The following is an 18,413-nucleotide window of genomic DNA, read 5'->3' as shown; positions in this document are numbered from 1 at the left end:
GTTCAGCGTTCAGCGTTCAGCGTTCAGCGTTCAGCGTTCAGCGTTCAGCGTTCAGCGTTCAGTGTTCAGCGTTCAGTGTTCAGCGTTCAGCGTTCAGCGTTCAGCGCATCAAATTCGACAGTTTTGGGTTGGGCTTGGCGGCTTTGCGATAGAGCAGGGCCACTTTACCGATGGTTTGCACCAATTCGGTTTTCGGCAGGGCTTTTAGCGCTTCGATCACTTCATAGCGGTCTTCGCGTTCGATCAGTGCGAGCTTGACCTTAATCAGTTCGTGGTCATCCAGAGCGCGGTTCAGCTCGACCAACACCCCCTCCGATAGGCCGTTACCGGCAACGGTGACAATCGGCTTTAGGTTGTGTCCCAAGGAACGGAACTGTTTGCGTTTATCGGCGCTCAGGGGCATATAAGGGTACCTTTTACAATCAATATGAGTATCCGCTTGTGGCGGTTGCGTATTGTAACGCATTGTGCGACTCAGCCAACATCGAAAGATTCGGACAGGACATTACTATGGCCCGATCCAAAAGCAGTAAGCGCTGGCTGGAGGAGCATTTCTCCGACCAGTACGTTAAACAGTCCCAGCGCGACGGTTATCGCTCGCGCGCCAGTTATAAACTGGTAGAGCTGGACCAAAAAGACAAACTCTTTAAGTCGGGTATGACCGTGGTAGACCTGGGCGCCGCACCCGGCGGCTGGTCGCAGGTGGCCGCCCAGCGGGTGGGAGATCACGGCAAGGTACTGGCGTCGGATATTCTGGCGATGGATAGCATTGCCGGAGTTCAGTTTATTCAGGGTGATTTTACCGAAAATGAGGTTTTCGACACACTAATGAGCGCCATCGATGGCTCCCCGGTAGACCTTGTAATATCCGATATGGCCCCCAATATGAGTGGAGTAGGTGCTGTCGATCAGCCCAAGGCCATGTATTTGGTGGAGTTGGCGCTGGATATGGCCAGTCAAATACTGAAACCCGGTGGCAATTTTGTCGCCAAAGTCTTTCAGGGCGAGGGTTTTGAGCCTTGGTTGGCCGATGTGCGTGGCGCTTTTAGCAAGGTTGTCACCCGCAAGCCTGAGGCCTCAAGGGCTCGTTCACGCGAAGTTTATATCGTCGCCAAGGGCTTTAAAGGCTAGTGCACAAGGGTTATAAAGGGTAAAGCTGTGGTTTTTATGACGCTGTTATTCTCAAAACAGTGCCCATGAAGGCTATACTCATACAATTGGCGGAATGAATTTCGCTGGGGACGTTTCGCCCCAAGGGCTCAATAGGAGCCCAAAGATGATGTAAAGAGGGTTCAACCTTGAATGATATGACCAAAAACCTGATTTTATGGCTGATTATTGCCGCCGTGCTGTTCAGCGTATTTCAGGGATTTAATCAACCGACTCAGTCCAATGACATTACCTACTCCGAGTTCGTCACGGCAGTAGAGCAGGATCGCGTGCGCGAAGTCACCATCCAGGAGATGCAGGTTCGCGGCGTTATGGACGACAGCAAGCAATTCTCCACTAACTTGCCACTGATTCGCGACGAAGAATTAATGCCTGATTTGCGCCATCACGATGTGAAAATCACCGTGTTGCCGCGCGAAGAGCCCAGCTTGTGGCACCAGCTGCTGGTGGCCAGCTTCCCCATCCTGATTATTATTGCCGTTTTCCTGTTCTTTATGAAACAGATGCAAGGTGGTGCCGGTGGCGGTCGTGGCGGCCCTATGAGCTTTGGTAAGAGCAAGGCTAAGCTACTGGGTGAAGATCAAGTAAAAACCACCTTTGCCGATGTGGCGGGTGTGGATGAGGCCAAAGAAGAGGTGCAGGAGCTAGTCGAGTACCTGCGCGATCCCACCAAATTCCAGCGCCTGGGTGGCCAAATTCCCCGCGGCGTATTAATGGCGGGCCCGCCGGGCACGGGTAAAACCTTGTTGGCCAAAGCCATTGCCGGTGAGGCCAAGGTGCCTTTCTTTTCTATTTCCGGCTCTGATTTTGTCGAAATGTTTGTCGGTGTCGGTGCCTCTCGTGTACGCGATATGTTCGAGCAAGCGAAAAAGCAGGCACCGTGCATTATCTTTATCGATGAAATCGATGCGGTTGGTCGCCACCGTGGCGGCGGCCACGGCGGTGGCCACGATGAGCGCGAACAAACACTGAACCAATTGCTGGTGGAAATGGACGGTTTTGAAGGCAACGAAGGCGTTATTGTGATTGCCGCCACCAACCGACCCGATGTGCTCGATAAAGCACTGCTGCGTCCCGGTCGTTTTGACCGCCAAGTGGTCGTGGGGTTGCCGGACATTCGCGGCCGCGAACAGGTACTGAAAGTGCATATGCGCAAAGTGCCCATTTCCGATACCGTTGAGGCATCGGTGATCGCGCGCGGTACTCCAGGTTTCTCCGGCGCTGATCTGGCCAATCTGGTGAATGAGTCGGCCCTGTTTGCTGCCCGTGCCAACAAACGCTTGGTAACCATGGAAGAGTTTGAAAAGGCACGCGATAAAATCATGATGGGGGCCGAGCGCCGCTCCATGGTGATGAGCGAGCAAGAAAAGGAAAACACCGCCTTTCACGAGGCCGGACATGCCATTGTCGGGCGCTTAGTGCCAGAGCACGACCCGATCCACAAGGTCACCATCATTCCACGAGGCCGCGCCTTGGGTGTCACTCAGTTTTTGCCTGAGTCAGACAAATACAGCTTGAGCCGCCGCGCGATTGAGTCGCAAATTTGTACTTTATTTGGCGGTCGTATCGCCGAACAAATGACACTGGGTGACGAAGGTATTACTACCGGGGCATCCAATGACATTGAACGGGCCACCGAACTGTCACGCAATATGGTGACTAAGTGGGGGCTGTCTGAGAAGTTAGGTCCGCTGCATTACGGTGAAGACGAAGGCGTGATGCCGGGTTCAGGCTCGCCGAATTATTCGGGGGCTACATCCAAAATCATTGATGAAGAAGTGCGCGATATTGTCGATCGCTGTTACAAGCGTGCGGAAGAATTACTGCATGAGAATCGCGATATTCTGGAAGCTATGAAGGCGGCTTTGGTGGAGTACGAAACCATTGACTCCGAACAAGTTGACGATTTGATGGCGCGTCGTAAAGTGCGCCCACCACGGGACTGGCACGACGGTGACTTTAACGGCCATATGGATGGCGGCGCTAGCGATGACGACAAGTCCGAAAAATCAAAAGATGGTGAAACCGGTCCTATTGGCGGTCCGGCTAAAGATCACTAATTAAATTGATCTGTTCAATAACCCCGCTGCGGCGGGGTTATTTTTTTCAGTAAGAAACACACTGCATGAAACCAGCCTCAGCATTGACCGGCGAGCTTGCCGCCGCATCTTACCGTATCGACTTATCGCGCCCGCGCGTGATGGGTATTCTTAACACGACCCCCGATTCCTTTTCTGACGGTGGCAACTGCTATCAGAGTGATCAGCTCGCTCTCGATTTGGCTCTGCATCGAGCTGAAGCTATGCTGGCCGGTGGCGCCAGCATCATTGATGTGGGCGGTGAATCCACCCGCCCTGGGGCTAAACCTGTGGGCGAGCAACAAGAGCTGGATCGAGTTGTGCCGGTGGTCGAGGCTATTGTGCAAAAATTATCGGCACCGGTTTCGGTGGACACCAGCAGCCCCGCCGTCATTCGTCATAGTGCCGCGGTGGGCGCTGCGATGATTAACGATGTGCGCGCCCTGCGCAAACCCGGCGCACTGCAAGCAGCCGCTGCGACAGGACTGCCAGTGTGTCTTATGCATATGCGCGGTGAGCCGGGCAATATGCAAGATGCTCCGTGTTACGACGATGTTGTTAGTGAAGTAGACGATTTTTTTACCGAGCGACTACAGGCGTGCGCCGATGTTGGGATCGCTCGCGATAAGCTATTGTTGGATCCGGGTTTTGGCTTCGGCAAATCTCTCGCGCACAATCTGACGTTATTGCGCGAGCTTGAACACTTTCATCACTTTGGTTGTCCATTACTGGTGGGCATGTCGCGTAAGTCTATGCTGGGGCAATTGCTGGGGCGTGAGATAAGTGAGCGTTTGCCTGGCTCATTGGCGCTAGCATTAGAGTCTGCCGCCCGCGGAGCGCATATTATTCGAGTGCACGACGTGCAGGAAACCTGCGATGTCTTAGCTGTGCACCAAGCATTACAAATGGAGAATAACAACTCATGAGTCGACAGTATTTTGGTACCGATGGTATTCGCGGCCGCGTTGGCGAAATGCCTATTACCCCTGATTTTATGCTCAAGCTTGGTTGGGCGGCAGGGCGTGTGTTGGTGGACAGGTACGACGGCCCGGGCTTAATTCTTATTGGTAAAGATACTCGTATTTCGGGCTATATGTTTGAGTCTGCACTGCAGGCCGGGCTTATTAATGCTGGTGTTGATGTCGGTTTGTTAGGGCCTATGCCCACGCCGGGTATTGCCTACCTCACTCGTACTTTTCAGGCGCAGGCCGGCATTGTTATCAGTGCATCACACAATTCTTACTATGATAACGGCATCAAGTTTTTCAGCGCCCAGGGAACAAAATTGCCGGATGATATCGAGCAGGCAATTGAGGCCCAACTGGAAAAACCCATGGTTACCTCGGAGCGTTTGGGCAAAGCGCGACGCATTACTGATGCCGCAGGCCGATATATCGAATTTTGCAAAGGCACCATGCCCTGGGGTTTTAATTTAAGCGGTATGCATATAGTGGTCGATTGCGCCCACGGCGCCACCTACCATATTGCCCCTGCGGTATTTTCCGAGTTGGGTGCTAAAGTAATTCCTTTCGCCACCGAACCCAACGGTACCAATATCAATCGCAGTTGTGGCTCAACCAGCCCTGAGGCTTTAAAGGAGCGAGTGCTGGAGGTCGGTGCTGATTTGGGGGTTGCATTTGACGGCGATGGTGACCGTCTGGTTTTTGTTGATCATAAAGGCGAAATTGTCGACGGTGACGAGCTGTTATACATTATTGCCGCTTATCAAAAAGAGTACGGCGGCGGTTGCAGTGGCGTGGTGGGAACCTTGATGAGTAACTTCGGTTTCGAGCTAGGGCTACAGGCACTGGGTATACCATTTGCGCGTGCCAAGGTTGGCGATCGCTACGTAATTGAAACCATGCGTAAAAATGGCTGGGCACTGGGCGGTGAGTCATCCGGGCATATTGTCTGTGGCAATGTGACAACCACCGGCGATGGTATTATCTCAGCGCTACAGATACTGCTGGCGATAAGCACCATGGACCAAACGTTGCACAGCGCCAAGCAAGGTATGGTGAAGTTGCCCCAAACGATGGTGAATGTGCATCGGGTTAAAAATATAGATTTGGCCCAGGATAAAACCATTCAGGCCGCCGTTACAGAAACAGAAGCAAAGCTTGCCGGCCGCGGCCGGGTCTTACTGCGCCCCTCGGGCACCGAGCCGGTGGTGCGAGTGATGGTGGAAGGCGAAGATCGTTCGCAAGTAAAAACCTTAGCTCAAGAGTTAGCCACAGTTGTGGAAGATGCGCTTAGTTAACCAAATACCGATGAATTTACCCCAATTGGTGGTTATTTCGCTTTTACGCCCGTTGTAACTTTTAGTGTGTTCGGCTACCATTGGCGGCCGCTTAACGGAGGGTATGTTATGGCGTCCGAATCAACTGCACAGCGTCGCCGATTAGTTGTCGGTAACTGGAAAATGTACGGTTCGAGACAGGAAAATACCTTTCTATTGGCCGATATACTGGCCGGTTGGGAGCCTTTGGCCGAAGTTGATGTGGCGATTTGCCCCTCATTTATCTATTTGCCACAGGTTGCAGAAGCCCTGCAAGGCTCCGCGATAGCCTGGGGTGGGCAAAGCTTAAACCCGGACGATAGCGGCGCTTTTACCGGCGAGGTCTCCGGTCCTATGCTAGCTGACGTGAATAGCCGATACGTTATTGTGGGTCATAATGAACGCCGACGCTTGCGAGCGGAAACGGATCAGTTTGTGGCGTTACAATTTGTCGCTGCCCAGCGGGCAGGCTTAATCCCAATTTTGTGTGTTGGGGAAAGCGCCGAAGATCGTGCGGCGGGCAATGCATTGGCTTTTATAACCGCCCAAATAAGTGCCGTTATAAATCTGGCAGGCATTGATGCGGTGGCAAGAGCCGTGCTGGCTTATGAGCCTATTTGGGCCGTGGGAACGGGTAAAACTGCCACCCCAGAACAGGCCGCCGAAGTACATGCCCATATTCGCCAACTGTTTGGCGAGCGGGGCGAGCAGCTCACCATTGTTTACGGTGGTAGTGTGAAAGCAAATAACGCAGCACAATTATTTGCTCTGGCCGATATTGATGGCGCCTTACTTGGTGGCGCCTCTTTAAATGCCGAAGAATTTCTGGCTATTTGTCGTCACGCCAATACGGCTGGGTGATAAATACTGAATATTGATACAACTCACTTGTTTATAGAAAACAGCTCAAACTAGAGAGCAGAGAAATGGAAAAAATTGTTTTAATCGTACATATACTGACCGCACTGGGTATTGTTGCCTTGATATTAATGCAGCAGGGCAAAGGTGCCTCTGCAGGTGCGTCTTTTGGTGGCGGCGCTTCGCAAACGGTATTTGGTAGTGAAGGTAGTGGTAACTTCTTCACCCGTGCCACTGCGATCTTTGCTTTCGTCTTTTTCTGCACCAGTTTTGGTTTGGCCATCATTGCTAAAAACAGTGCAAATATACCTGACGAAGCAATTCCAGCCATGATAGAATCCGCACCCGCGATGAGTGACGTACCGACAGCGGCTGAAGAAGCCCAGTCTGATGTACCCAGCGTAGGCGTACCAGAAAGCACCGACGACGTACCCGCAGTACCCGCCGAGTAAGTTTTCAAATAGAAATTTGATGCTTTAATGCATCCCCCTTCACCCAAGCGGTGGAAGGGTAGACGATGCACATGGATGTGCAAGTGTCGCGTAAGGCAGGATGCTGGTAGCGACCACGCGTAGCGTGTCGGGACTCTCGCACAAAACGCTTAGAAAGATTTGATGCTTAATGTATCTCCCCTTTGCCCAAGTGGTGGAATTGGTAGACACGCTATCTTGAGGGGGTAGTGGCGCAAGCCGTGCCGGTTCAAGTCCGGCCTTGGGCACCATTAAAGAGGAAGGCTCTTCACGCAAGTGAAGAGCCTTTTTTTATGTGTGCCAGGCCGAACCGAGGTCCTGTGTGGACGGGGCGCTTCCCTGCGCCCCAGCTCTTCGAGCCAGCCCTTGCCGGGCTGTCCTAATTTGTTCCTGACAAATTAGTGGGCATCATTAAAGAGCCTTTTTATATATACCCTTGTTCGCTCCATTTCTGCATGCTTTAAGCTACCCATAAACACCTATCACCTTGTATAGTGTCGCTTTTATCGTTAACAAAAAATGGAGCCTGATATGACAGACTTTCAAAAAGCTGCCCAAGAGTTATTGAGTCGCCGCAAAGCCGGCACTAAAGCACCTCGTTTGGATGAATCTATTCGTCCGAACAGCATTGATGATGCGTTAGCGGTGCAGGCCGAAATGGCTAAGATCGAAACAGTCGGCGGCTGGAAGTGTCTGCTGCCGCCAGCAGAAGACAAAATTATTGCAGCGCCTATTTTTAACGTGCAAAAAGACAGCGATACGGTAGAGCTGTTTGAAGATAAGGGTGTCGCTCGAGTAGAGCCTGAGGTGTGTTTTGTATTAGGGCAAGACTTGCCGGTTAAAGAGGGCGGTTACAGTGAGGCCGATATTGTCGATGCCATTGGTAGTGCTCATATGGCGCTGGAGTTAATGCAAAGCCGTTACGCCGATGATGCTGAGCAGAGCTTTTTTGAAAGCCTGGCCGACTGCATGATTAACCAAGGGGTTTTTGTTGGCCCTGAAATTGATAAAGGCACAGCCATTGGCCTGAATGCCATACAGTTAAAAGTCACTCAAGGTGATGATGTGCGCGAGCTTGACGGTAAGCACCCGAACGATCGCGCCATTGATGGCTTGGTCTGGCTGGTGAATTATATGGGTGAGCGCGGGGTTGGCTTAAAAGCTGGTGCGGCGATTATCACCGGCTCGTTTAAAGGTATTGTCAATATGGTGTTTGATGTGGAAACCACCATCGCCTACGAAGGTCTTGGCGAGTACACCGTAACTTTTAAGCGCGCTTAAGCGCTACCACCGGCGAGACACTGCATTCTGTTTGGACGCTTTACCCTGCAATAGGGTAATCAGTCCGCAGCTTGGGCAGTGTCTCGGCCCGGCCGAACACCGCGGCCAGGTACAGGGTTTCGTCCTCGTGGGTTAAGCTTTGGTGATAAAACTGCCAGTGTTGCAGCGGCCAGTTTTGTTCAGATTGCGGGGTTTGGCTGTGAGTAAAATCAATTTTCCCTAGCCCCTCGGCAATACCCGTACCGCGCGCTTTAAAAAAAGCCTCCTTGAGAGTCCAGAGCCGATAAAACTCGCTCTGTAATTGATCCCTTTCTAGTGTTTGCAGGCGAGCAAACTCCTGTTCACTGAAGTACTGCTGAGCAATGGCCAATAGCGGGCGGGGTTTGCTTGGCACTTCCAAATCGACTCCCACCGCACAAGCATCGCTGAGCAGCAATGCCAGCCAGTGACCGCTGTGGCTAATGTTAAAGTGCCACTTGGGGTGATGAGTCAGTGCAGGTTTACCCGCTTCGCTGCGGTTAATACTAATAGGCCGGACGTCTTCGGGTAGGTAGTAATCTAGTAGGTCAAATAGGGCCAGTTGTTGTTGTAGGCGCTGCTGCCGGATGTCGGGGCGGCGCAGTGCTTGAGCTCGCTCTAGTTGCCGGGGGCATAGCCGACCCTTTAAGTGCAGGGGGGCCTCCTCCCAGGTGGGTACTTTCCTGAGGTCCACCAGGTGGAAGTGAGTGGTCATTATTAAGCTACTAGCATAGCGGTTAGCTGCCCCTGCAGAATGACTGTACCTTTTGCCTCTAGGGTGAAGCTGCAAAGTGTGCTGTCGGCGGTCTGGGCGATGATATCGGTGCGAATGTCCAACGGGTAGTGGATTGCATCCAGGGTTTTGACTGCAGCCTGCAGCTTAGAGGCGACGGCAATGACCCCTTTGCGCGGGGCTGCATCCGCTGTATTTTGGCCGCTGAGGCGGGTGTGTACCGCCATCGCTTGCGCGGCGTATTCAATACCGGCGTAAACAGAAAGTGTATCGCCGGTGCGCAGGGGGTTGTCCGGGGCCAAGTGCGAGTTGGATTGGCAGAGTATGTGCGTCTCGCTGTGCTCAATGATAGAATCCAGCAGCACCATGGGGGGCGCGTGGGGTAAAAGTTGTTCGATGTTTGCGGATAATTCCATAGCGTTTAGCTTCAATAATTCAATGGCAGTATGATAAACCATGTCGGACCAGTTTACTGTAACAGCCGAGTTGCCCTGTGTTCAGGGGCATTTTCCCGATAGCCCGATAGTGCCTGGTGCCTATTTATTAAGTCTTGTTCATCAGGCGTTTGAACGGCGTTACCCTAGCGGAGGCATGCCGCAGTTTAGCAAAGTGAAATTTCTGGGGGCGGTCACTCCGGGCGATACGGTGAGTATCCAGTGGGAGGACGCACGCTGGCCCAAGGGTAAGGTGCAGCTGCAAGTGGCGGGAGAATGCCGCCTCAGTGCCAATTTCACCGCAACCTCTGCTGACAGTGAGTCTTAACTCAAGGCCTCTGAGCGCTCTGCCTGTTCAGACTCATCTTGCTTTTAAGCCAGTTTTAATTCGGTCTGCTCGTTTGTGAGGCGGCCGGCGGGTCAGTGTCTTGCGTCGCTTTTGGGTAGCGCAATTTAAGTTCAATGACCGGTGAGTTGGCCGTTAATGGTCGAATACTCTTAGTAAAGCTGGGGCTGGGCCGCTTGCGTCCCGATCCTATGCTGGTACTAAAAGGCTCGCGGGGTCGGTTTTTATTATTGGTGTCTAGCGTCTGATTGTCATTCAAATCCACAAAAGCGCGCAGGGCGTAGTGGCCGCTGGGTAGATCCAGTGGGTAGTGAACTTCTTTGCTGTCCGGCAAGGTGAATTTAAGCTCTAGGTCGGGGTGGTTATCCCAACCGGTTGCCGCATCCGAGTAGACGGCAATATAGAGCGCAGCGCCCGGCAATTGATTGTCTTTGATCACAAGCGTGTAAGGGTGTGCGGCCGCGCCCTGGGCCAAAACCAGCAAGAAAAGCAGAATATAGCGAAAACACATAGAACCCATGACCCGATACTCATTTATGGTAAACTTACGCCCAGTTTAGCAGGGTCAGATCCCTTTGATAATGAGACTTATGCAGAGCACAAGGGAGGCGGCTTGGCAGAAGATAAAACAAGTAAGCGGGTGTTGGTCGTACACTACTCGCAAACCGGACAGCTAGATCGAGTCGCGAAATCAGTGGTAGAGCCTTTACAGCAGGCGCCAGGGGTTACGGTCGACTTTCTTAATGTGCAACCTGCGCAGGCTTTTCCCTTTCCGTGGCCAATGTTGCGCTTTATTAACGTGTTTCCGGAATCGGCGCATCAGGTACCCTGTGAGCTGGACATGGCGACCGAGCATCTGGCCGATGACTATGATTTAGTCGTTCTGGCCTACCAAGTGTGGTACTTGGCGCCATCCATCCCGATTTCATCTTTTCTGCAGAGCGAATTGGCCGCTAAATTGTTGGCCAATAAGCCGGTTGTAACGGTAATCGCCTGTCGCAATATGTGGCTGCAAGCGCAGGAAAAGGTTAAAACGCATCTGCAAAATTTAGGTGCTAAGCTGGTGGGAAATGCCGTGTTAGTGGATGCCGCCGGTTCTGTGGCCAGCTTTTTTGCGACTCCGTTGTGGGTTCTAACTGGGCGCAAAGGGCCGCATTGGTTTGGCTTGGTGCCGCCCGCCGGTGTGAGCGATCAGGACGTCGCCGAGGCTTCGCGCCTGGGGCGCGCTATATTACAGCGGTTTGATGAAAATCAGCCGCTGGATGAAACGCTTTGGCAGGGACTTGCCGCGGTAAAAGTCAACGATAAATTAATTGCCAGTGAAAAACTGGTGACTCGCAGTTTTTACCTGTGGGGAAAATTATTTTTGGCCAATGGCTCGTATACCTCAAAGGTGCGGCGGCTGTTGGCGATGTTTTATGTCGCGTTTTTGGTGTTGATGTTGCTAACGGTAGTGCCGATAACCACACTGGTTAAATTCGCTTTTGCCCCGTTTATGAAAAAGCGCATCGCTCAACAAAAACAATATTATGCCTGGCCTTCGGGCGAAGACTAGCTAGCACTGGAAGTACGAATACACGATGTCAGCCAATACAGTTTATATAACGCACACCGGCAGCTTTCTCCCCAACGAACCGGTGGGCAACGATGATATGGAAAAACTCTTGGGCCAGGTTGGCGCAAGGGCTTCACGCTCGCGCAAAATAATTTTACGCAGCAACCAAATTAAAACTCGCTACTACGCGATTGATCCGCAAACCGGTAAGCATAACTATACCAATGCGGAACTTTGCGCTCACGCAGTAAAGCAAGCTCTGGCGGATGATGTGCCGCTTGAGTCTGTTACCTGCCTGGCGGCCGCCACCAGCATCCCCGATCAGTTAATGCCGGGGCACGCCGCTATGGTGCACGGCGAATTGGGTAGCCCGCCCTGCGAAGTGGCCACCACCTCAGGTGTGTGTGTCAGCGGTATGACGGCGCTCAAGTACGCCTTTTTAAGTGTTGCAGCGGGCGTTCACTCCTCCGCTGTGGCCGCCGCATCCGAAGCGGCCTCATATACCATGAAGGCGGATAACTTCTCGCCGGAACTGGAACAGAGAATTGCCGAGCTGGAAGCCAACCCAGAGATTGCATTCGAGAAAGATTTTCTGCGCTGGATGTTATCCGACGGTGCCGGGGCGATGGTGCTGCAAAGTGAAAAACCGACGGATAAGTTAGCATTGAAAGTTGAGTGGATAGACGTGCTGTCTTACGCCAATGAAATGACTGCCTGTATGTATGCCGGCGGTCGCAAAGAAGAAGACGGCTCGTTAACCGGTTGGCAGGCGGTTAGCCGCGCCGAGGCCGCCGCCGATAGCTTTATGTCGGTCAAGCAAGATGTTAAGCAGCTGAACGAACATATCATGCCCTATACGGCGGAAAAAACTCTGCCGAAATTGCGTGACAAATACGGCATTACCCCCGATCAAATCGATTACTTTTTGCCGCACTACTCATCGCATTACTTCCGTGATCGTTTAGACCAATGCATGAAAAACGCCGATTTTGGTATTGATCAGGAGCGCTGGTTTACCAACTTGCCGGAAAAAGGCAACACAGGTGCTGCGTCCATTTACATTATGATTGATGATCTGTTGAAAAGTGGTCAATTAAAGCGCGGCCAGAAACTACTGTGCTATATCCCTGAAAGCGGTCGCTTCTCGGTATCTTATATGTTGCTGGAAGTCGTTTAACCTGGAAGTTGTAACAAGGAGTGGCCCGTGCGTGCCGATGAAGTACCCCAGGATAAGAGCAGTACCTACGCCGGACATAAAAAACTGTTGTATGCCCAAGGGCAGGACGGTGAATATCAAGGTGTGCAGAGTACCGGCTGGGAAGTAGAGGCCACTGCTACCCGCGATGCGGTGGCTCAGTTTGAGTTGTGGGCCCAAGAGGCTCACGCAGAGGTGTTAGCCGGACGAAAATCCCCGCTGTATTTTCATATGTACGACTGTCGTATGGACTTACCGCTATTGTGTCAGCTCACCGGCTTATGGCGCTGGCGGGTGATGCGCCACTTCAACCCCCGACACTTTGCCCGATTAAGCGATAGCGTTTTACAGCGCTACGCCGAGGCCATGGATCGCCCCATAGAACAAATACAATCTTTGCCGGATAAACCTGAATGACATTTTCCCACAATCAGTCGGCCCACTGTGAAAGCGGTGTTATCTCATCACTGCTGAGCCATCACGGACTGCCCTTGAGTGAGCCCATGGCTTTTGGCCTGGCCAACGCATTGGCGTTTGCCTATATCCCCATCGTTAAGCTCGGTGGCCAACCCTTGATTGCTTACCGGCTGCCGCCGCGTGCCATCATTAAAGGCTTGTGCAAGCGCTTAGGGGTAGGAGTGAAATTCCATAAATTCAAAGACCCAATGACAGCCGCTAACGCGCTGGACGATTTGGTGGGGCAGAACATTTTAGTGGGGCTGCAAACCTCGGTTTATTATTTGCCGTATTTCCCCGAAGAGATGCGTTTTCATTTTAACGCCCACAATTTGTTGGTTTACGGCAAGCGCGATGATGTTTATCAAATCAGCGACCCGGTGTTCGAAGAGCCGATGGAAATTGCCCCGCGCGATTTAAACAAAGCGCGCTTTGTGCGTGGCCCATTAGCCCCGAAGGGCTTGATGTACACCATCGAGTCTGTGCCGGAGAGTATCGACTACCCCCGGGTTATTCGCGAGGCGATTGCCAAAAACGTTAAAGTTATGACCGGTGCGCCTCTGCCGGTGATTGGTATTCGCGGTATTCATTATCTGGCGAAAAAAATCGATAAACTGAAAGGTAGTGAAAAAGATAAGCGACTGTATCTCGGGCACATCGTTCGCATGCAAGAGGAGATAGGGACTGGCGGGGCGGGGTTTCGTTTTGTCTACGCTTCCTTTTTGCAGGAGTCGGCCAAGTTACTGAGCGATGATGTCTTGGCGGAGGCCTCGAAAACGATGACCGATGTCGGCGATACATGGCGTGAGTTTGCGCTGATGGTGGTTAAAGAGTGCAAATCGAAAGAGCCGATTCGTCTGGCGGTACTTTCCGATAAGTTGCGCCAGTGTGCGGCACAGGAAAAACAGGTATGGCAGCAACTGAAAGCGTGGTGTCGTAAATAAGCTTGCTTTTATAACGCTGAGACAGAACGGTTTGTAAAAGCAAAACAGCTCTGTCTCAAGCATTAATTTCCCAACCAACGATAGTCCACCAGCCAACAACAGCTCGGCGGGTTTCTTAAGCGTTGATCGCTACCCCGCAATAGTGATTCGGCTCGGTCCGATTGATGTGCAATAGGGGGGTGTTTTTCCCGGCCGCGTCCAAGAGCGAGGCGGCACCAAAGGCGCCATGGGGAACAGTTCCCGCTGCTAAGGCTTCGTTCTGAAACACCTCAATAGTTTGCCCTTCTAGCTGGTGACGCTCTTCTTCACAGGGCTCAAATCCTAGTTGTACATCGCTCCCTTGCCACTTGATTTTTTGCAGTAATTCACTTGGCGAGCGCGCGTAAACCGGACTGCCAATGGCCGTGTTGGTTGCTGATTTGCTCAGTAGTAGCCAGTGAGTTCCTTCAAATAAATGCGGTGCATTCGGTGCGGCGTTTAGTCTTTGCAGTTGGTGATCAACGGGTAGGGCTACTTCGTCGAAGGTGCCCACCAAGGCGTAATCACAAAGCCCTGAATTGATGTCCATCATGGCATGTAAGAGCGCAGCTTCGAACGACAGCGTTTCTTTCGACAACACCAGAGCGGTGCCGGTGAGCTGCAACAGTTGGGTTAAGTAAAAACCGGCTGAATTGCCGAGCGTGTTCACAAAATGCAAAGGCTTGGGCAGCTCATTTTCACTCTCTATGGTGTGCATGACTTGCGACGAGGTAGACACAGCACCGCAACGGGTAGAGAGATACACTCCGGTGTTGCTCGGCAGCTTGCGCTCACCGGCGCAGGCTAAACCTCCGGCTACACATAGCTGAATATAGCGATCGATTCGGCGAATACGTTTACCGTGCCACTGTTGTATGACCGCTTGCGCATCGGCCAGCACAGGATTTTGGGCGTCTACTTTATGCAGCAGAGAATAACTATTTTCAATATACATCACTCGCTGCCTTTCTCGCCTTGGTCGTGAATGATCAGTGCATTGTTATTACCGCCAAAGGCAAAACAATTGAGTAGGTAATACCCCGGCTGGCTGGGTTTTAATTGCCGCAGCAGTTTTACCCCTAGGCCGCCATCGCCTTTAGCTGAGGGGGTGGCCGGCAGGTAGCCCGTTTGCAAGCAGCCTAATGTCAACGCCAATTCCAGCGCGCCACAGGCGCCCAAAGTGTGGCCAATATAGGGCTTAAGGGCGAAAGCGGGAGGAATGGCGCCAGCAAAAATTCGATTGAGCGCGGCCGCTTCTGCCTCGTCGTTTTTTAATGAGGCGGTGCCGTGCGCTTTAATGGCCTGTATATCGGCGGGCGAAATTTTCGCCTGCTGTAACGCCTGATCAATGACTCGGGCAATCTCCGAACCGCTGGTGTGGGCGGCGGTTAGGCTGTGGTTGTCGGTGCCAATGGCCCCGCCGGCCAAGGTGAAGCGTCGCTGTGGGGCAGGGGTAACATCGGCCGCGCTTAACAGTGCCGCACCTAAGGCTTCACCCAATACCAGCCCGTCGCGATCGTCGTCAAAGGGGTGCATTTGCTCGCTGGGTGAGATTAATCCCAGCCCGTAAAAACCGAGCACGCTGGTGTTGTTTTCCGGCTCTAGTCCCAGCACCAGTGCGTGTTTTACTTGCCCTTGCTCGATCAGCTGCTTGGCGTACAGCAGGGCGTTGGCGCTGGATGTGCAGGCGGTTGAATATGTGTAGCGGTGCGATGAAAGCCCCAAGCTTTCGCCGAAAGTTTCGGCCAGTTTGCCATAGCCGACAATGGGCATCGACACGGCGGCCTGGTCACCGAGTTTGGCGAGGTCTTGCTGATATTGCTGCTCGGATATATGCACATCAAAAGATGAAGAGCCGATCAGCAGTGCTGTGTCTAAACGGTCGTCAGCATTTAATTCGGCGCGATCCAGCAAGTTGGCGAGCCGGTTGATCAGGATTTGATAAAAATCACCGCTGGGTTTATTGCGCATCCGGAAATAGGGAATAGCCACTTGTTCGTGAGAGCAATCGAAATGGCGCTTTACGGGTGCGGGCAACTCGAGGCGGCTGAGCGACTCCACGCAAGAGGATAAATCACTCCCCAAGCTGCAATGGGCGGCTAGTTGGCGAATGCAAACACTCATTCGGCAGTGGCGTCGGCAATGGTTTGAGCCAGTGCATCAATATCTTTCAGGGCACGCCGTGCCGCGGTGTTGCCCTCAATGCGCACACCGTATTCCTTTTTAACCGCCATACAAATTTGCAGTACGTCCAGCGAATCCAAATCCAAATCCCCAGTGAGCAGGGGCTCATCGTTGGCAATGTCGTCGGGCGTCAGCTCATCTTTGTCGCACTCTTCAATGATAATTTGCTTTAGTCGCAGTTTTAATTCGTCAGAGACGGGGCTAACCATCCTGTTGTCCTCTTTTTAATAGGGCGATGGCCAAGATCATTAATACGCAGGCCAAGCTCAATAATTTAAGTGCAGGTAGGGCAATAGCGCCCCAAGAGCCACCTCTTACTAGTACGGCAATAAAACCATCCAGAGCCCAAGCCATGGGTGACCAAGCGGCAATGGCTTGCATGGTCGGCGGCATTACAAACACGGGAATCATAACACCGCCAATGGCGGCCAGTAGTATATTGATCGCGGCGCTAGTGACGGTGGCTTGCTCTGTACTGCTGACGGTGGCGGCCAGCAAGCTGGCCATAGCCAGCGCTGCCAAGCTGGTGCAAACCCCAATGACCATAAGCGGGCCAAGGGCAACGGCTAAGCCCAGTCCCTCGGCGCCTAATAGGGGGAGCAATTGGTTACCCGCCAGTAGCATCAATAATAATTGCATTATATTGATCACAAAATAGGGGGTTAACTTAGCGGCATAAATTAATGTTGTGGAGGCGCCAAAGGTTTTTACTCGTGCCAGAGTGCGAAGTTGTCGTTCACTGATGACAGCGGTGGACAGAGGCACGGCCACAAAGAACATGGCGAAAATTAGCCAGGCGGGAACATTTTGCTGCACCGCTGTCGGAGTCGAAAGGCTTGATGGTGTAGTTGTATCGACTTCGATAAAACCCGTGCGTAAAAACTCGGCCTCGGCGTAATCGCGGTCGTAACCGAGATCTTCGGCAATTAACGTGCTGTTAAAGACAGCGAACACTTCGCGCACAGCCGCGCCAACTAACATTCGTTCGCGCTTACCCAGTTCGGCGGCAAAGGTAATCAGTACCCCAGCCTGATTATTGGCGCCTGCCAGCGCTTGATCAAACGCCGGCTGCAGGGTAATGGCAAATAAATCACCCTGCTGGCTCAGGGGGCCTTGATGGGCGTTGAGCGATAGATGATCCGTGCCGCGCAATTGTTGTAAAAAAGCCTGGCTGGATGGACTTTGAGCTAGGTCGTGTATTTGTCCGGTTAGCTGCACGCCGCCTTCAATGCCAAACCGCTCTTGCAATGCCATCGACATAATGACAATAAAAACCAGCGGCATAATAAACAGCAGGGCCAGAGCGTGCCAATCGCGAACGAGTAACAGCGCTTCTTTTTTGATGGCCGCGAGCAGCGCAATCATGGCTTACCCTCCGTTTCGGCTAGGGCGCGCAGATAGAGCTCTTCTAATCGGTGCTGGCCGTAGCGCAGTTGACGAATATGCGCCCCATCAGCTTCCAGCGCTGCCAGCAGGGCGCCGGGAGGTGCAGACTGGCTGCGCAAATCGCAGCGGTACCAAAGGTTTTCCAGTGCCTCTAAGGTGAATTGGCTTTGGCAGTGCTCGCTGATCGGCTCGCTCAGTTGCACTTCCAGGTGGCGGTGATCTTCGGTCAGAAGTGTGGCCAGCTCGCCCTCCAGTAATATTTTACCCTGATGTAAGAGTGCAACGTGATCGGCAATGGCTTCCACCTCGGATAGTAAATGAGAGGTGTAAATAATGGCTGTGCCCTGTTGCTTTACTTGGGCAATGGTATCGAGCAAAAAGGCGCGAGATTGTGGGTCCACATTGGCTGTTGGCTCATCCATAATTAATAACTTGGGGGTTTGCAGCAGCGCTATGGCAAAGTTCAATCGGCGCTTGAGTCCACCTGAGTAGGTGCCCGCTTTTTGGTCGGCACAGTGGGTTAATTCCGTTTGCGACAGAGCCTGTGTCACCCGTGTTTTTTGTATGTCGCGCGCCAGGCCTAAAAGACCGGCGAAAAACATCAGGTTTTCCCGTGCAGTGAGCCGCTCGTAGAAAGCGTATTCCTGAGGTACCAGTGCAATACCTGGGTGGCCGAGTTCAACAGCTTGTCCCTCAAACAAAATTTTGCCTGAGGTTGGCTTGCGCTGGCCGGTTACCAGCGCCACCAAGGTCGTCTTGCCAGCACCATTGGGCCCCAGCAGCCCTAAGGTCTGGCCCGCTTGCAGCGATAGCGATAGATCATCGATACACGTTGTGCGTTTGCGGTAGCCGAAAGTGACGCTCTCCAGAGTCAGCAAGTTTGAGGCCTCAGTGGGGAATGGATGAAAGGCGCAACTATACCTGTTTTAAGGGTGGGCTGTTAACCGAATATGCCAGCGATAACCCCATTTCAGGCAGTGAAACCCTTTTATTACAGTGGGAGCCCGTG

21 protein-coding genes and 1 tRNA gene are annotated in these 18,413 nt (G+C 52.6%); 13 read left to right on the top strand and 9 right to left on the bottom strand.

What is annotated here, in order from left to right; genetic code table 11:
* Window positions 1–100: 100 nt before the first annotated feature.
* Window positions 101–403 (bottom strand): ribosome assembly RNA-binding protein YhbY, encoded by a 303-nt coding sequence (yhbY, locus tag Q4526_RS06595; protein WP_215976132.1) that lies wholly within the window; start codon window positions 401–403, stop codon window positions 101–103.
* A 107-nt stretch (window positions 404–510) separates the two neighbouring features.
* On the opposite strand from yhbY, the gene rlmE reads away from it, so the two are divergent.
* From rlmE to Q4526_RS06555, 8 genes are all read left to right on the top strand, one after another.
* Window positions 511–1,131, top strand: a complete 621-nt coding sequence (gene rlmE, locus Q4526_RS06590; protein ID WP_215976131.1) for a 23S rRNA (uridine(2552)-2'-O)-methyltransferase RlmE — start codon at window positions 511–513, stop codon at window positions 1,129–1,131.
* A 176-nt stretch (window positions 1,132–1,307) separates the two neighbouring features.
* Complete coding sequence (gene ftsH / locus Q4526_RS06585) at window positions 1,308–3,230, top strand: ATP-dependent zinc metalloprotease FtsH (protein ID WP_215976138.1); 1,923 nt, start codon at window positions 1,308–1,310, stop codon at window positions 3,228–3,230.
* Between the two features lie 65 nt (window positions 3,231–3,295).
* Complete coding sequence (folP, locus tag Q4526_RS06580; RefSeq protein WP_303603547.1) at window positions 3,296–4,174, top strand: dihydropteroate synthase; 879 nt, start codon at window positions 3,296–3,298, stop codon at window positions 4,172–4,174.
* On the top strand, window positions 4,171–5,508 hold the full coding sequence (glmM, locus tag Q4526_RS06575; RefSeq protein WP_215976130.1) for a phosphoglucosamine mutase: 1,338 nt from the start codon (window positions 4,171–4,173) through the stop codon (window positions 5,506–5,508). The genes folP and glmM overlap by 4 nt, the downstream gene beginning before the upstream one ends.
* A gap of 108 nt (window positions 5,509–5,616) precedes the next feature.
* Complete coding sequence (gene tpiA, locus Q4526_RS06570; protein ID WP_215976129.1) at window positions 5,617–6,387, top strand: triose-phosphate isomerase; 771 nt, start codon at window positions 5,617–5,619, stop codon at window positions 6,385–6,387.
* A gap of 65 nt (window positions 6,388–6,452) precedes the next feature.
* A complete protein-coding gene (gene secG, locus Q4526_RS06565; RefSeq protein WP_215976128.1) occupies window positions 6,453–6,836 on the top strand; it encodes a preprotein translocase subunit SecG in 384 nt (127 codons plus the stop codon).
* 184 nt (window positions 6,837–7,020) lie between these two features.
* A tRNA-Leu gene (locus tag Q4526_RS06560) sits at window positions 7,021–7,105 on the top strand.
* A gap of 280 nt (window positions 7,106–7,385) precedes the next feature.
* On the top strand, window positions 7,386–8,135 hold the full coding sequence (locus Q4526_RS06555) for a hydratase (RefSeq protein WP_215976127.1): 750 nt from the start codon (window positions 7,386–7,388) through the stop codon (window positions 8,133–8,135).
* A 40-nt stretch (window positions 8,136–8,175) separates the two neighbouring features.
* Here Q4526_RS06555 and Q4526_RS06550 read toward each other — a convergent pair whose 3' ends face one another.
* Together Q4526_RS06550 and Q4526_RS06545 are read right to left on the bottom strand one after the other, a co-directional pair.
* Window positions 8,176–8,868 carry a 4'-phosphopantetheinyl transferase superfamily protein gene (locus Q4526_RS06550; RefSeq protein WP_215976126.1) on the bottom strand — a complete coding sequence of 231 codons (693 nt, stop codon included), beginning with the start codon at window positions 8,866–8,868 and terminating at the stop codon, window positions 8,176–8,178.
* 2 nt (window positions 8,869–8,870) lie between these two features.
* The gene (locus Q4526_RS06545) at window positions 8,871–9,302 is read right to left on the bottom strand and encodes a hypothetical protein (protein WP_215976125.1); all 432 of its coding nucleotides are present in this window, start codon (window positions 9,300–9,302) and stop codon (window positions 8,871–8,873) included.
* 40 nt (window positions 9,303–9,342) lie between these two features.
* Here Q4526_RS06545 and Q4526_RS06540 point away from each other — a divergent pair, with 40 nt between their 5' ends.
* Window positions 9,343–9,648, top strand: a complete 306-nt coding sequence (locus tag Q4526_RS06540) for a MaoC/PaaZ C-terminal domain-containing protein (RefSeq protein ID WP_215976124.1) — start codon at window positions 9,343–9,345, stop codon at window positions 9,646–9,648.
* Between the two features lie 55 nt (window positions 9,649–9,703).
* On the opposite strand, the gene Q4526_RS06535 is transcribed toward Q4526_RS06540, so the two are convergent.
* Entirely contained in the window at window positions 9,704–10,186 is a 483-nt protein-coding gene (locus tag Q4526_RS06535) for a DUF2141 domain-containing protein (protein ID WP_215976123.1), read from the bottom strand.
* A gap of 93 nt (window positions 10,187–10,279) precedes the next feature.
* Between Q4526_RS06535 and Q4526_RS06530 the strand changes: the two genes are divergently transcribed.
* From Q4526_RS06530 to Q4526_RS06515, 4 genes are read left to right on the top strand one after another with little or no spacing between them, the layout of a single operon-like run.
* The gene (locus tag Q4526_RS06530; protein WP_215976122.1) at window positions 10,280–11,221 is read left to right on the top strand and encodes a dialkylrecorsinol condensing enzyme; all 942 of its coding nucleotides are present in this window, start codon (window positions 10,280–10,282) and stop codon (window positions 11,219–11,221) included.
* Between the two features lie 25 nt (window positions 11,222–11,246).
* Window positions 11,247–12,398, top strand: a complete 1,152-nt coding sequence (locus Q4526_RS06525; RefSeq protein WP_215976121.1) for a beta-ketoacyl-ACP synthase III — start codon at window positions 11,247–11,249, stop codon at window positions 12,396–12,398.
* Window positions 12,399–12,425: 27 nt separating this feature from the next.
* On the top strand, window positions 12,426–12,833 hold the full coding sequence (locus Q4526_RS06520) for a hypothetical protein (RefSeq protein WP_215976120.1): 408 nt from the start codon (window positions 12,426–12,428) through the stop codon (window positions 12,831–12,833).
* Window positions 12,830–13,816, top strand: a complete 987-nt coding sequence (locus tag Q4526_RS06515; RefSeq protein WP_215976119.1) for a BtrH N-terminal domain-containing protein — start codon at window positions 12,830–12,832, stop codon at window positions 13,814–13,816. The genes Q4526_RS06520 and Q4526_RS06515 overlap by 4 nt, the downstream gene beginning before the upstream one ends.
* Before the next feature lie 115 nt (window positions 13,817–13,931).
* On the opposite strand, the gene Q4526_RS06510 is transcribed toward Q4526_RS06515, so the two are convergent.
* Genes Q4526_RS06510 through Q4526_RS06490 form a run of 5 tightly spaced genes read right to left on the bottom strand, consistent with a single transcriptional unit; the run spans window position 13,932 to window position 18,282 of the window.
* Window positions 13,932–14,789 (bottom strand): beta-ketoacyl synthase N-terminal-like domain-containing protein, encoded by an 858-nt coding sequence (locus tag Q4526_RS06510; RefSeq protein ID WP_303609562.1) that lies wholly within the window; start codon window positions 14,787–14,789, stop codon window positions 13,932–13,934.
* The gene (locus tag Q4526_RS06505) at window positions 14,789–15,958 is read right to left on the bottom strand and encodes a beta-ketoacyl synthase N-terminal-like domain-containing protein (protein ID WP_215976117.1); all 1,170 of its coding nucleotides are present in this window, start codon (window positions 15,956–15,958) and stop codon (window positions 14,789–14,791) included. Before Q4526_RS06505 ends, Q4526_RS06510 begins: the two co-directional genes overlap by 1 nt.
* On the bottom strand, window positions 15,955–16,227 hold the full coding sequence (locus tag Q4526_RS06500) for a phosphopantetheine-binding protein (RefSeq protein ID WP_215976116.1): 273 nt from the start codon (window positions 16,225–16,227) through the stop codon (window positions 15,955–15,957). The genes Q4526_RS06505 and Q4526_RS06500 overlap by 4 nt, the downstream gene beginning before the upstream one ends.
* Window positions 16,220–17,383 (bottom strand): ABC transporter permease, encoded by a 1,164-nt coding sequence (locus Q4526_RS06495; RefSeq protein ID WP_215976115.1) that lies wholly within the window; start codon window positions 17,381–17,383, stop codon window positions 16,220–16,222. The genes Q4526_RS06500 and Q4526_RS06495 overlap by 8 nt, the downstream gene beginning before the upstream one ends.
* Window positions 17,380–18,282, bottom strand: coding sequence for an ABC transporter ATP-binding protein (locus Q4526_RS06490; protein WP_215976114.1), 903 nt, complete (start codon window positions 18,280–18,282; stop codon window positions 17,380–17,382). The genes Q4526_RS06495 and Q4526_RS06490 overlap by 4 nt, the downstream gene beginning before the upstream one ends.
* Between the last annotated feature and the right edge of the window lie 131 nt (window positions 18,283–18,413).

Origin of the sequence: Gilvimarinus sp. 2_MG-2023 (genome assembly GCF_030547685.1) — a bacterium.
GTDB lineage: Bacteria > Pseudomonadota > Gammaproteobacteria > Pseudomonadales > Cellvibrionaceae > Gilvimarinus.
The sequence above is the reverse complement of the archived record's forward strand: the minus strand, read 5'-3'. Positions and strand labels throughout refer to the sequence as shown.